13 protein-coding genes are annotated in these 14,294 nt (G+C 53.9%); all 13 read right to left on the bottom strand.

The features are described from left to right. Nucleotides 1–143: 143 nt before the first annotated feature. Nucleotides 144–1,973: a glutamine--fructose-6-phosphate transaminase (isomerizing) gene (gene glmS, locus AC6I8V_RS00065; protein ID WP_497843930.1), complete on the bottom strand. Its 1,830-nt coding sequence runs from the start codon at nt 1,971–1,973 to the stop codon at nt 144–146. 143 nt (nt 1,974–2,116) lie between these two features. After that, nucleotides 2,117–3,487 (bottom strand): bifunctional UDP-N-acetylglucosamine diphosphorylase/glucosamine-1-phosphate N-acetyltransferase GlmU, encoded by a 1,371-nt coding sequence (gene glmU / locus AC6I8V_RS00060; protein WP_497843929.1) that lies wholly within the window; start codon nt 3,485–3,487, stop codon nt 2,117–2,119. A 242-nt stretch (nt 3,488–3,729) separates the two neighbouring features. Then, nucleotides 3,730–4,149: a F0F1 ATP synthase subunit epsilon gene (locus AC6I8V_RS00055; protein WP_208716977.1), complete on the bottom strand. Its 420-nt coding sequence runs from the start codon at nt 4,147–4,149 to the stop codon at nt 3,730–3,732. A 24-nt stretch (nt 4,150–4,173) separates the two neighbouring features. After that, nucleotides 4,174–5,571, bottom strand: coding sequence for a F0F1 ATP synthase subunit beta (atpD, locus tag AC6I8V_RS00050; RefSeq protein ID WP_497843928.1), 1,398 nt, complete (start codon nt 5,569–5,571; stop codon nt 4,174–4,176). Between the two features lie 30 nt (nt 5,572–5,601). Further along, a complete protein-coding gene (atpG, locus tag AC6I8V_RS00045) occupies nt 5,602–6,468 on the bottom strand; it encodes a F0F1 ATP synthase subunit gamma (protein ID WP_497843927.1) in 867 nt (288 codons plus the stop codon). Nucleotides 6,469–6,520: 52 nt separating this feature from the next. Continuing rightward, nucleotides 6,521–8,062 carry a F0F1 ATP synthase subunit alpha gene (atpA, locus tag AC6I8V_RS00040; protein ID WP_497843926.1) on the bottom strand — a complete coding sequence of 514 codons (1,542 nt, stop codon included), beginning with the start codon at nt 8,060–8,062 and terminating at the stop codon, nt 6,521–6,523. A gap of 14 nt (nt 8,063–8,076) precedes the next feature. Beyond that, the gene (gene atpH / locus AC6I8V_RS00035; protein ID WP_497843925.1) at nt 8,077–8,610 is read right to left on the bottom strand and encodes a F0F1 ATP synthase subunit delta; all 534 of its coding nucleotides are present in this window, start codon (nt 8,608–8,610) and stop codon (nt 8,077–8,079) included. Nucleotides 8,611–8,624: 14 nt separating this feature from the next. After that, complete coding sequence (atpF, locus tag AC6I8V_RS00030; protein ID WP_497843924.1) at nt 8,625–9,095, bottom strand: F0F1 ATP synthase subunit B; 471 nt, start codon at nt 9,093–9,095, stop codon at nt 8,625–8,627. Between the two features lie 108 nt (nt 9,096–9,203). After that, nucleotides 9,204–9,443, bottom strand: coding sequence for a F0F1 ATP synthase subunit C (gene atpE, locus AC6I8V_RS00025; protein WP_003849523.1), 240 nt, complete (start codon nt 9,441–9,443; stop codon nt 9,204–9,206). A 50-nt stretch (nt 9,444–9,493) separates the two neighbouring features. Next, on the bottom strand, nt 9,494–10,312 hold the full coding sequence (gene atpB / locus AC6I8V_RS00020; protein ID WP_013511097.1) for a F0F1 ATP synthase subunit A: 819 nt from the start codon (nt 10,310–10,312) through the stop codon (nt 9,494–9,496). Between the two features lie 8 nt (nt 10,313–10,320). Beyond that, the gene (gene atpI, locus AC6I8V_RS00015) at nt 10,321–10,701 is read right to left on the bottom strand and encodes a F0F1 ATP synthase subunit I (protein WP_497843923.1); all 381 of its coding nucleotides are present in this window, start codon (nt 10,699–10,701) and stop codon (nt 10,321–10,323) included. 713 nt (nt 10,702–11,414) lie between these two features. Beyond that, nucleotides 11,415–12,032 carry a 16S rRNA (guanine(527)-N(7))-methyltransferase RsmG gene (rsmG, locus tag AC6I8V_RS00010; protein WP_497843922.1) on the bottom strand — a complete coding sequence of 206 codons (618 nt, stop codon included), beginning with the start codon at nt 12,030–12,032 and terminating at the stop codon, nt 11,415–11,417. A gap of 47 nt (nt 12,033–12,079) precedes the next feature. Next, a complete protein-coding gene (gene mnmG / locus AC6I8V_RS00005) occupies nt 12,080–13,969 on the bottom strand; it encodes a tRNA uridine-5-carboxymethylaminomethyl(34) synthesis enzyme MnmG (RefSeq protein ID WP_497843921.1) in 1,890 nt (629 codons plus the stop codon). Nucleotides 13,970–14,294 lie beyond the last annotated feature (325 nt).

Raw genomic sequence — 14,294 nt, 5'->3', positions numbered from 1 at the left:
TCTATGCCAGTTTAGTAGGAGTCAGTGATTGCTGCTGGAGGGAAAATAGGACAGTTTGATGACAGCGAAATGTACGAAATATGACAGTTTTATGACGTCGTTTAAAAATGAAGCGGGACCCTGTTGGCCCCGCTTTTTATTGATTATTCAACAGTAACTGATTTCGCCAGGTTACGCGGCTGATCGACATCGGTGCCTTTGATCAACGCAACATGGTAAGAAAGCAGCTGGAGCGGCACGGTATAGAAAATCGGCGCAATCACCTCTTCGACATGCGGCAGGGAGATGATTTTCATACCATCGCTGTCGCTGAAGCCCGCATCCTGATCGGCAAACACATACAGCAGACCGCCGCGTGCGCGCACCTCTTCAATATTGGATTTCAGCTTCTCCAGCAGCTCATTGTTCGGCGCAACCACGATGACCGGCATATCGGCATCAATCAGCGCCAGCGGGCCGTGTTTCAGCTCGCCTGCGGCGTAAGCTTCAGCATGGATGTAGGAGATCTCCTTCAGCTTCAGCGCTCCTTCCATCGCAATCGGATACTGATCGCCACGGCCAAGGAACAGCGCATGATGTTTGTCGGAGAAACCTTCCGCCAGGTTTTCGATCACTTTATCCTGCGCCAGCATCTGCTCAATACGGCTCGGCAGCGCCTGCAACCCATGCACAATCTCGTGCTCGGTGTCGGCAGACATACCGTGCAGACGCCCCAGCTTCGCCACCAGCATCAGCAGAACTGTCAGCTGCGTGGTGAACGCTTTGGTGGACGCCACGCCAATTTCAGTGCCCGCTTTGGTCATCAACGCCAGATCGGACTCACGCACCAGCGACGAGCCAGCCACGTTACAGATCGCCAGCGAGCCAAGATAACCCAGCTCTTTCGACAGACGCAGCGCAGCCAGCGTATCGGCGGTCTCGCCCGACTGCGACAGGGTGATCAGCAGGCTGTTTTTACGTACCGCGGATTTGCGATAGCGGAATTCAGAGGCGATTTCGACATCACAGGGAATGTTAGCCAGCGACTCAAACCAGTAGCGCGACACCATGCCAGAGTTGTATGACGTACCGCAGGCGATAATCTGGATATGCTCAACCTGGCTCAGCAAGGTTTCTGCCTGCGGCCCCAGCTCGCTGAGATCCACTTCACCGTGGCTGAAACGACCGGTTAAGGTGTTTTTGATCGCCATCGGCTGTTCATAAATCTCTTTCTGCATGTAGTGACGGTAAACGCCTTTATCACCGGCGTCGTACTGCACATTGGATTCGATCTCAGCACGGTTAACGGGGTTGCCAGCGCGATCGACAATGGTCACTTCGCGGCGGGTGATCTCCGCGATATCGCCCTCTTCCAGATAAATGAAGCGGCGGGTCACCGGCAGCAAGGCCAGCTGATCGGAGGCGATAAAGTTTTCGCCCACGCCACGTCCCACCACCAGCGGGCTGCCGGAACGGGCGGCCACCAGCAGCGACGGATCGCGGCTATCCATAATCACCATGCCGTAAGCACCGCGCAGCTGCGGGATGACGCGCAGCACCACATCACGCAGCGAACCGCCCTGCTTCTGCTCCCAGTGCACCAGATGCGCCACCACTTCGGTGTCGGTTTCGGAGGCAAACTGGTAGCCGCGCTCAATCATCTGCGCACGCAGCGGTTCATGGTTCTCAATGATGCCGTTATGGACAATGATGATGTGTTCAGAGATATGCGGATGCGCATTGGCTTCTGAAGGTTCACCGTGCGTTGCCCAGCGGGTGTGAGCGATACCGGTGCCACCAATCAGCGGCTGCTGTTCCGCCGCTTCCGACAGATTCTGTACTTTGCCAAGACGACGCAGACGCGTCACATGACCCTGGCGGTCAACGACGGCCAGACCAGCCGAATCGTAACCGCGATACTCCAGACGACGCAGACCTTCCAGCAGAATCTCTGCGATGTCGCGTTGCGCTACTGCACCAACAATTCCACACATAATAGTTTCCTGACTTCATGGCTTTCGGCCATTGCGTTGTCATCTGACCTGATATCCGGCATTGCCGGTTCCCCGAGCCTTGTAGAGAGTGGGGATAGTATTATTTGCACTGCAAAAGGCCGGTCTTTGCCGGCCATTAAAAATTACTTTTTCTTCACCGGGCGCTGCCAGCCTGCTTTCTGGTTCTGTTCTTTACGGTTATAAACCAGATCGGCGGCGGTGACGTCTTTCATCACCGTGGTGCCCGCCGCGATGGTGGCGCCGCTGGCGACGCTAACCGGCGCCACCAGCTGGGTATCGGAGCCAACAAACACGTTGTCGCCAATGATGGTTTTGAATTTGTTGGCACCATCGTAATTGCAGGTGATGGTGCCAGCGCCGATATTCACATCAGCGCCAATCTCGGCATCCCCGAGATAAGAGAGATGGCCCGCTTTGGAGCCTTTGCCAAGCGTGGCTTTTTTCATTTCAACGAAGTTGCCGACATGCGCCTTTTCGCCCAGCTCGCTGCCGGGACGCAGACGGGCAAACGGGCCGACGGTACAGGCCGCCGCCAGCCGGGCATCTTCGATCACCGAATAAGCGCTGATTTCGCAATCATCGCCAATCACGCTGTTTTTGATGATGCAGCCCGCCGCGATTTTCACGCGATGGCCCAGGGTGACGTTGCCCTCGATAATCACGTTGCTATCGATTTCCACATCACGACCATGTTGCAGCGAGCCACGCAGATCGAAACGCGCCGGATCGCGCAGCATCACGCCCGCCAGCAGCAGTTTTTCGGCCTGTTCCGCCTGATAAGTCCGCTCCAGGGTCGCCAGTTGCAGGCGGTTATTCACGCCATCGGTTTCGCTGATGCGTGCCGGATGGACCGCATTAACCACGCGGCCTTCCTGATGCGCCATGGCGATGATGTCGGTGATATAAAACTCGCCCTGGGCATTGTTGTTGTTCAGCTGCGCCAGCCAGCGTTTAAGATCGCCGCCGTTGGCAATCAGGATGCCGGTGTTGATTTCCTGGATCTTCAGCTGCTCCGCCGAAGCATCTTTCTGTTCAACGATGCCGGTGATGGTGTCATTTTCACGCACGATGCGGCCATAGCCGGTCGGGTTATCGAGCACCACGGTTAGCAGGCCAATGCCGCCCGCCGGTTTGGCTTCACGCAGACGTTGCAAGGTCGCTTCGGCAATCAGCGGTACGTCGCCGTACAACATCAGAATGTCTTCGTCATCCGCAAAATAGGGGGCCGCCTGCTGCATCGCATGGCCGGTGCCCAGCTGTTGCGCCTGTAGCACCCAGTTCAGGGTGTTGCCGGAAAGCTCAGCTTTGAGTTGATCGCCGCCGTGGCCGTAAACCAGATGGATTTGCTGTGCGCCCAGCCCGGTGGCGGCGTCGATCACATGCTGAACCATCGGTTTTCCTGCCAGGGTGTGCAGAACTTTGGGGAGATCGGAATACATACGGGTGCCCTTGCCTGCTGCAAGAATCACCACACTCATCGCACTTGTAGACATAACCATCCTGACTCAGTTTTAGCTTTCGAAAGTTTAAGGTTTACCCCTGAGATTACTACATTTTTCTCGGATCGAAATTAGAGGATGACGAAAGTCAGTGCGCAATAAATGGCGCCGCTGAGGTAGGTGCAAAAGCGCACGACGCCGTAGCGACGCGACTCATCGCGTTGTTTTGTTTCAGAATTGCAGATAAAAAAAATGCCAGCCCAAAGGGCTGGCATTTCGTGACGCATAAAGCCTGATTACATCGCTTTTTTGGTCAGCTCGATAACACGCAGTTTCGCGATAGCTTTCGCCAGTTCCGCAGAGGCCTGAGCGTAGTCCACGTCGCCGTGGCTGCTGCTCATATGCTCTTCTGCTTTACGTTTCGCTTCCAGCGCGCGCGCCTCGTCAAGGTCTTCACCACGAATCGCGGTGTCGGCCAGAACGGTGGTGCTGCCCGGCTGTACTTCCAGCACGCCGCCAGAGAGGTAGATATACTCCTCTTCGCCGTGCTGTTTTACGATGCGAATCATACCAGGCTTAATGGCAGTCAGGAGCGGTGCGTGGCCAGGGAAGATCCCCAGCTCACCTTCGCTACCTGACACCTGGATTTTCTGCACCAGACCGGAGAACATTTGTTGCTCCGCGCTGACCACATCCAGGTGATAAGTCATAGCCATATCATTCCTCCCGGGAAACCGTTATTACAGTTTCTTCGCTTTTTCTACGGCTTCGTCGATTGAACCAACCATGTAGAAAGCCTGCTCAGGCAGATGGTCGAATTCACCTTCCATGATGCCTTTAAAGCCACGGATGGTGTCTTTCAGCGTTACGTATTTACCTGGAGAACCGGTGAAGACTTCAGCAACGAAGAACGGCTGAGACAGGAAGCGCTGAATCTTACGCGCGCGTGCCACCAGCAGTTTGTCGTCTTCAGACAGCTCGTCCATACCGAGGATGGCGATGATGTCTTTCAGTTCCTGGTAACGCTGCAGCAGAGACTGCACGCCACGCGCTACGTCGTAGTGCTCCTGGCCAACGATCAGCGGATCCAGCTGACGGCTGGTGGAATCCAGCGGGTCAACGGCCGGGTAGATACCCAGAGACGCGATCTGACGGCTCAGAGTAACAGTTGAGTCCAGGTGGGCGAAGGTGGTCGCCGGAGACGGGTCAGTCAAGTCATCCGCAGGTACGTAAACGGCCTGTACGGAGGTGATTGAGCCAGTCTTGGTGGAGGTAATACGCTCCTGCAACACACCCATCTCTTCTGCCAGCGTCGGCTGATAACCTACCGCTGAAGGCATACGACCCAGCAGTGCGGATACTTCCGTACCGGCCAGGGTGTAACGATAGATGTTGTCGATGAACAGCAGAACGTCACGGCCTTCATCACGGAATTTTTCCGCCATGGTCAGACCGGTCAGTGCTACGCGCAGACGGTTACCCGGCGGCTCGTTCATCTGGCCATACACCAGCGCTACTTTATCGATAACGTTGGAGTCAGTCATTTCGTGGTAGAAGTCGTTACCCTCACGAGTACGCTCACCCACACCGGCAAATACCGAGTAACCTGAGTGCTCAGCCGCGATGTTACGGATCAGCTCCATCATGTTTACGGTTTTACCCACACCCGCACCACCGAACAGACCGACTTTACCGCCCTTAGCGAACGGACACATCAGGTCGATAACCTTGATGCCGGTTTCCAGCAGTTCCTGCGAGTTAGACTGATCTTCATAAGAAGGTGCTGCGCGGTGAATAGAGGAAACCTCTACTGCGCTGCCGTCTTCTTCTGTCAGGTCGCCTTTCATGTCGATAGGCTCGCCCAGCACGTTCATGATACGGCCGAGGGTTGCTTTACCAACCGGTACCTGGATCGGTTTTTTCAGGTCGGCTACTTCCAGACCGCGCTTCAGGCCGTCAGAAGTACCCATGGCGATGGTACGCACCACGCCACCACCCAGCTGCTGCTGAACTTCCAGCACCAGACGAGCATCACCATTCTTAACCTCAAGAGCGCTGTACACTTGCGGTACGGCATCCTGAGGGAATTCGACGTCAACTACGGCGCCGATAATCTGGACAATCTTTCCAGCTGCCATCTTGAATCCTCTACCTAATTCCAAACCTGGTTAAACCGCGGAGGCTCCCGAGACGATCTCGGTAAGTTCCTGGGTGATGCTGGCCTGACGAGCTTTGTTGTAAACCAACTGCAGCTCTTTGATCAGATTTCCGCCGTTATCGGTTGCGGCTTTCATCGCTACCATACGTGCGGCCTGCTCACTGGCCAGGTTTTCCACCACACCCTGATAAACCTGCGATTCGACATAACGACGCAGCAGGGTATCCAGCAGCGCTTTCGGATCGGGTTCGTACAGGTAATCCCAGGTCTTCGCCTTCATCTCTTCTTCACCTTCCGCTGGCGGTAACGGCAGCAGTTGGGTAATGGTCGGAGTCTGAGACATGGTGTTATTAAATTTGTTGCTGACGACATACAGCTTGTCGATGCGGCCTTCATCATAAGCCTGCAACATCACTTTTACCGGGCCAATCAGTTCAGACAGTGAAGGCTTATCGCCCATGCCTGAAACCTGAGCCACGATGTTGCCACCCACAGAGCCGAAGAATGACAGCCCTTTAGAACCGATAATCGCCAGATCGCTCTGTACGCCTTTATCGGACCAGGCTTTCATCTCTGCCAGCAATTTTTTGAACAGGTTAATGTTCAAACCACCACAAAGCCCGCGGTCAGTCGAAACGACCAGGTAGCCGACGCGCTTAACGTCACGCTCATCCAGGTAAGGGTGCTTGTATTCCAGATTGCCTAACGCAAGGTGACCAATCACTTTGCGCATGGTATCTGCATACGGACGGCTGGCCGCCATGCGTTCCTGCGTTTTACGCATCTTGGAGGCGGCGACCATTTCCATCGCTTTGGTGATCTTCTGCGTGTTTTTCACGCTTCCGATCTTGGTACGTATCTCTTTTGCGCCGGCCATTAGCTTCTCCTCAAAGCCTTGCGGCCTGCCTTTTCAGACAAGCCGCCAGACATTACCAGGACTGGGTTGCTTTGAACGTTTCGAGGAGGCCTTTCAGCTTCTCTTCGATTTCGTTGTTGTAGTTACCAGCCTGATTGATTTCAGCCATCAGCTCGGCGTGGTCGCGGTCTGCAAACGCCAGCAGCGCTGCTTCGAAGCTACCAATTTTAGCCAGCTCAACGTCGTTCAGGAAGCCGCGCTCAGCAGCAAACAGCACCAGACCCTGCTGCGCAACGGACATCGGCGCATACTGTTTCTGTTTCAGCAGCTCGGTCACTTTCTGACCGTGGCTCAGCTGTTTGCGGGTTGCATCGTCCAGATCAGAAGCGAACTGCGAGAACGCCGCCAGTTCACGGTACTGTGCCAGAGCGGTACGGATACCACCGGACAGTTTCTTGATGATCTTGGTCTGCGCTGCACCACCAACACGGGATACGGAGATACCCGGGTTAACGGCCGGACGGATACCGGAGTTGAACAGGTTAGATTCCAGGAAGATCTGACCATCGGTAATCGAGATTACGTTGGTCGGAACGAACGCAGAAACGTCACCCGCCTGAGTTTCGATGATCGGCAGTGCGGTCAGAGAACCGGTCTGGCCTTTCACTTCACCGTTAGTGAAGCGCTCAACGTAGTCAGCGCTAACGCGTGATGCACGCTCCAGCAGACGAGAGTGGAGGTAGAACACGTCGCCAGGGAATGCTTCACGACCCGGCGGACGACGCAGCAGCAGAGAAATCTGACGGTAAGCAACAGCCTGCTTAGACAGGTCATCGTACACGATCAGCGCGTCTTCACCGCGGTCACGGAAGTATTCACCCATGGCGCAACCAGCATACGGAGCCAGGTACTGCAGAGCAGCAGACTCAGAAGCAGAAGCGACAACCACGATGGTGTTAGACAGCGCACCGTGCTCTTCCAGCTTACGTACCACGTTAGAGATGGTAGAGGCTTTCTGACCGATCGCGACGTACACGCATTTGATGCCGGAATCGCGCTGGTTGATGATGGCGTCGATCGCCATCGCGGTTTTACCGGTCTGACGGTCACCGATGATCAGCTCACGCTGGCCACGGCCGATTGGAATCATCGCATCGACAGATTTGTAACCGGTCTGAACAGGCTGGTCTACTGACTGACGATCGATAACGCCCGGAGCAATCACTTCAACCGGCGAGAAGCCGTCGTTGTCGATTGCGCCTTTACCGTCGATCGGAGCACCCAGGGTGTTCACAACGCGACCCAGCAGGCCACGACCAACCGGTACTTCCAGGATACGGCCAGTACACTTCACCTTCATGCCTTCGGCGAGGTCAGCGTACGGACCCATCACCACCGCACCAACCGAGTCACGCTCGAGGTTCAGGGCGATAGCGTAACGGTTGCCCGGCAGGGCAATCATCTCACCCTGCATGACATCGGCCAGGCCGTGTACGCGGATGATACCGTCACTTACAGAAACAATAGTACCTTCATTGTGAGCTTCGCTCACTACATTGAACTGAGCAATGCGCTGCTTGATCAGTTCGCTGATTTCGGTGGAATTCAGTTGCATATGCTCCAGTCCCCTTAAGACTGCAAGGCGTCTGCCAGACGCTCAAGACGGCCGCGCACGCTGCCATCAATCACAAGATCACCCGCACGGATGACCACGCCTGCCATTACAGACTTATCAATTTTGCAATTCAGCTTAACTTTGCGTGACAGACGTTTTTCCATCGCGGCGCTGATTTTTGTCAGCTGGCTGTCACTCAGCGTACTGGCAGAAATCACATCAACTTCGGCCGTCGCGTCATACGCGTCACGCAGTTGAATGAACTGTTCCAGTACAGCTGGAAGCGCTGTCAAACGTCCGTTTTCCGCCATCACCTTGATCAGGTTTTGGGCGTGTTCATCCAGTTGATCACCACAGACTGCGATGAAAGATGCAGATAAGGCTTCCGGTGCTAAGGCACCGGAAAGGAGATCTGCCATCTGTTCGTTGCGAGCCACTTCTGCGGCAAACGCCAGCATATCTTGCCAGCGTTGGATGCTTTGATGCTCAACAGCAAAGTCAAAAGCTGCTTTGGCGTAGGGGCGAGCTACAGTAATTAGTTCAGACATCAGCCCCTCCCTCCTTACAGTTCAGCGACCAGTTTATCAACGATGTCGCTGTTAGCAGCTTCATCCACGGAACGTTCGATGATCTTCTCGGCGCCAGCCATTGCCAGCAACGCGACTTGCTTACGCAGTTCCTCACGCGCACGTTTACGCTCGGCATCAATTTCTGCCTGCGCCTGTGCCACGATGCGGTTACGTTCAGTCTCAGCTTCAGTTTTCGCTTCGTCCAGAATCTGAGCGCGGCGTTTGTTCGCCTGCTCGATAATGACCTGAGCTTCTTCTTTCGCTTTTTTCAGCTGGTCGGTCGCATTGGCCTGCGCGAGATCCAAATCTTTCTTCGCGCGTTCAGCAGAAGCAAGGCCTTCAGCAATTTCTTTCTGGCGCTTTTCGATGGCAGCCATAATCGGCGGCCATACGTACTTCATGCAGAACGCGACAAACAGGATGAACGCGATGGCCTGGCCGAGGATTGTTGCATTAATGTTCACAGCACAATGCCTCTTATTAAGTTAACTTGCTCTGCCGTTATCGATGATAAGCGGCAGAATCCGTTTCTCACTACACCGGGTGCCAGGAGAAACAAAGGCTACCAGGCTTTAGGCGACAGCAAACATCACGTAGAGACCCAGACCAACAGCGATCATCGGGATTGCATCCACCAGACCCATTACAACAAAGAACTGCGTGCGCAGCAGAGGAATCAGGTCCGGCTGACGCGCTGCGCCTTCCAGGAATTTTCCTCCGAGGATGCCGATACCGATCGCAGCACCGATTGCCGCCAGGCCCATCATCACAGCGGCAGCCATGTACAGCAGATCCATATTCAGGTTTTCCATGACAGTCTCCAGTTTGTTTCAGTTAAACGCTTAGTGTTGAGATAAAAAAATCAATGTTCTTCAGATGCCATCGACAGATAGACAATCGTGAGGACCATGAAAATGAAAGCCTGCAGCGAAATGATCAGGATGTGGAAAATGGCCCATGGCACATTCAGCACCCACTGCGACCACCACGGCAGCAGACCGGCAATCAGGATAAAGATCAGCTCACCCGCATACATGTTGCCGAACAGTCGCAGACCGAGTGAAACCGGTTTGGACAGCAGGCTAACACCTTCAAGAATCAGGTTGATGGGGATGAAGATCGGGTGATTAAAAGGCTGCAGCGTCAGCTCTTTGGCGAAGCCACCTACACCTTTCATTTTGATGCTGTAGAACAGAATCAAAATAAATACGCCCAGCGCCATAGACAGCGTGATGTTCACGTCCGCAGACGGCACGACGCGCAGCGCCGGCAGGCCTAAATAGTGCTCGCCGATAAACGGCAGCAGGTCGATAGGCAGCAGATCCATGAAGTTCATCAGGAAGACCCAGACGAAAATCGTCAGAGCCAGCGGGGCGATAAGTTTGCTCTTACCGTGATACATGTCGCGTACGTTGTTATCAACGAAACCGACAACCAGTTCGATAGCCGCTTGCAATTTCCCTGGCACACCGCTGGTAGCGCTTTTCGCTACTTTACGGAACAACACCAGGAAAATCAGTCCCAGCACCAGAGAGAAAAACATGGAATCGATATTTAATACCCAGAACGTCGCGGGAGCGTCGTGCGGATTCACTAACTCGAAAGTACGCAGGTCCAGCTGAAGGTTATTCAGGTGGTGACCTATGTATTCTTGCGGAGTAGAGATTTCTCCTGCAGCCATGATGCCTCTTACCCTTTGTTGTTAATTACAGCCGGTGCGACGATCTGCACCACCAGCACCGATAACCAGGTGATTGCGAGAGGCCAGAAGACCGCTCCAAACACACCCAACGCCACAATGAGAAAAATAATGGTGGCGAACACCTTCAACACTTCACCGAAGGCAAAGCTCCAGGCTACACGCCCTTTGGCCGGTGTTTGCCCCTGCAGGCGCCAGGCTAAAAACATAAACAACACATTCGGCAGCCAGGCGGCTAGCCCACCCGCCATGGCGGAGGCGCCCCAGGTGACATCTTTCAGGGCAAACAGCGCGCCGATTACGACAAAAGTCACCAGCTGAATAAGCAGCACGGTTCGGGCTAATTTCACACTGTAAAGAGACACTGACATGACGCTGAACTCTCCTGCCCCGAACGGGGTATGTCGCGTGTCGTATAAGACTGCCTTTACTCATTTGAGTCAAGCAGCAAAAGCCGTGCAAATTATACGGGCCGCACCTGCGATTTCAATCGGTAAGTAGCGAAAAGGTGAACAATTATTTAAATTTCTTTCCGGATGGCTATTTTTCAAAAGATTCACAGAAGCGATTGGTGGATTCATGAGGTGAAATTGCGCCTGCGACTTGCTTTTAAAGCGTGCTTCAGATCACATTATAAGCATGTGGGCTTGCTGTGATTTTGTTTTGAACAAAGAAACACCTAATTAAAACCAGCCAAAAGTCGCTATTTATCAGAAAGATAAAATTACATTTACGCAACATCGACGGGATTAACGATAAAAACACTCTATTGACATCTCACAGCACAATAAAATCGCAAAATTGATATTACGCACGCCGATTTATTGCAGAGTTATATTTTCAGCCGTGACTATTCTTTCGCGTAAATACACCCAGAGAAGTGATCTAACTGATAATAAAATGTGAACTAAACGTTAAATGTAACAGAGCTTTTCGGATAATTTCCAACAGGATTGTTAACTCGCCTCCCCTGCCCTGTTGAATAAATCTCTTTATCGTCGGCGGTTCAATTGCTGTTTTTTTATTCATCCCATTCGCGGTTGCAAAGGGTATGAATCCGTATTAATCCATACCCTTTTAGGGGTTACTGGCGGTGAATAACCACCAGATGACGTTCACCATCCAGTTCCGGTACCCGAAGCGGATAAATCTGCTCCACGGCAAATCCGGCGGGTAAGGCGGTAATTTCATCATCCGGACGAACACCTTTCAGGGCATAAAAGCGCCCCTGAGGCGATGGCAAATGATGGCACCAGTTCACCATATCCTCAAGCGAAGCGAAGGCGCGGCTGATCACGCCATCAAATGGCGGTTCCGATGGGAACTCTTCCACCCGGCTCTGCACCGGTGTAACGTTAGTAAGTCCTAACTCATGCTGCACCTGACGCAGGAAACGCACGCGTTTACCCAGGCTATCCAGCAGCGTGAAATGCGCCTGTGGGCGGACAATCGCCAGCGGAATGCCGGGCAATCCCGGTCCGGTGCCGACATCAATAAAACGTTCACCCTGTAGGTGCGGTTCCACCACGACGCTGTCGAGAATATGGCGCACCAGCATCTGTTGCGGATCACGCACCGATGTCAGGTTATAAGCCTTATTCCATTTATGCAGCAGCTCAACATAGCCAACCAGCTGGTGTTTTTGTTGATCGGAGAGGGAAATGTTTGCCGCTTTCAGCAGCGCGGAGAGTTTGTTAATCACGACGAGAATTCCATTAACGGGGGCGAGCGGACCCGCCCCGTGGTCAATCAGGCGCTTTTACGCAGCAGACCCTGTTTTTTCAGGTAAATCAGCAAAATGGAGATCGCAGCTGGCGTGATGCCAGAAATGCGCGATGCCTGGCCAATCGAGCTGGGTTTGTGATCGTTAAGTTTCGCGATCACTTCGTTCGACAAACCATTCACCTGGCGATAATCAAGATCCACCGGCAACAGGGTGTTTTCATTACGCAGCTGGCGATCAATCTCTTCCTGCTGGCGCGCAATATAACCTTCGTATTTCACCTGAATCTCAACCTGCTCAGCCGCCTGTGCGTCAGTCAGTGACGGACCGTAGCTATTCAGCGAGGTCAGCAGCGCGTAGGTCATTTCCGGGCGGCGCAGCAAATCTTCACCGCTGGCTTCTTTGGTCAGCGGCGCGCTGATAATGCCGTTCACTTCCGCCACGTTGTCCGATTTCGGATGCACCCACAGATCGCGCAGGCGCTGACGTTCCTGTTCAATCGCTTCCAGTTTCTGGTTGTAGCGCGCCCAGCGTGCATCATCCACCAGACCCAGCTCGCGACCGGTTTCCGTCAGACGCAGATCGGCGTTGTCTTCGCGCAGCATCAGGCGATATTCGGCGCGGGAGGTAAACATGCGGTACGGCTCTTTGGTACCCAGCGTGCACAGGTCATCAACCAGCACACCCATATAGGCCTGATCGCGACGCGGCGCCCAGCCCTCTTTGTCCGCTGAGTGACGGGCCGCGTTCAGACCCGCCAGCAATCCCTGCGCCGCCGCTTCTTCGTAGCCGGTGGTGCCGTTGATCTGCCCAGCGAAGAACAGGCCGTGGATATATTTGCTCTCCAGCGTCGGTTTCAGATCGCGCGGATCGAAGAAGTCATACTCAATGGCATAACCGGGACGCACGATCCTGGCGTTTTCCAGTCCTTTCATCGAACGGACGATTTGCATCTGCACATCAAATGGCAGGCTGGTCGAGATGCCGTTCGGGTAAATTTCGTTGCTGGTCAGCCCTTCCGGTTCGAGGAAGATCTGATGCGCATTACGATCGGCAAAGCGCATCACTTTGTCTTCGATCGATGGGCAGTAACGTGGGCCGATCCCTTCGATGATCCCGGCATACATCGGGCTGCGATCGAGGTTGTTACGGATCACTTCATGCGTTTGCTCGTTGGTATGGGTAATCCAGCAAGGCACCTGCTGCGGATGCTGCGCGACATTGCCCATAAACGAGAACACCGGCATCGGGGTATCGCCATGCTGAGGACTAAGCTGGCTGAAATCGATGGTGCGCGCATCAATACGCGGCGGTGTACCGGTCTTCAGACGGCTGACGCGCAGCGGCAGAGCACGCAGGCGTTTTGACAGCGGAATGGACGGCGGATCGCCCGCACGGCCACCGCTGTAATTATCCAGACCGATATGAATTTTTCCGTCGAGGAAAGTTCCGACCGTCAGAACCACGGTTTTGGCGCGGAATTTCAGCCCCATCTGGGTAACGGCACCCACGACCCGATCGTTTTCCACAATCAGATCTTCAACCGCCTGCTGGAAGATCATCAGGTTAGGCTGATTCTCCAGCGCGGTACGCACCGCCTGACGATACAACACGCGGTCAGCCTGAGCGCGGGTGGCACGTACGGCCGGGCCTTTGCTGGCGTTTAGTATCCTAAACTGGATACCCGCATGGTCGATTGCCGTTGCCATCAAACCGCCGAGGGCATCCACTTCCTTCACCAGGTGTCCTTTACCGATGCCACCGATCGCCGGATTGCAGGACATTTGTCCAAGCGTATCAATGTTATGGGTGAGTAACAGGGTTTGCTGACCCATTCGGGCAGCAGCCATCGCGGCTTCTGTGCCCGCATGACCACCACCAATTACGATGACGTCAAAAGGATCTGGATAAAACATGAAGTGGTACCTCGTTAAATGTTCGGACAGGGATCGTTGCCCTGGGCGGTGGATTCTACTGAAATTCTGTCTGCGGTGAAAGCCGCGGGATCCTGAGGTTTAAAAGAAAGGATCTTTATTCTTTTGTATGATCTTCCTGTTAGATCTCTTATTAGGATCGCCGTTATCTGTTGATAACCCGAAAAAGCGCTTAGGCAACAGAGGATTGGGCAGGATCGTTTGCTGTGAATGATCGGTGATCCTGATCCGTATAAGCTGAGATCAAAATGGCAAGTTATCAACAGGACAAAAAAGCATCACGGGTTGTTCTTGGGATAACTACCGG

This window comes from Pantoea sp. X-Soil-TKNS-1207, from assembly GCF_059730485.1.
The sequence above is the reverse complement of the archived record's forward strand: the minus strand, read 5'-3'. Positions and strand labels throughout refer to the sequence as shown.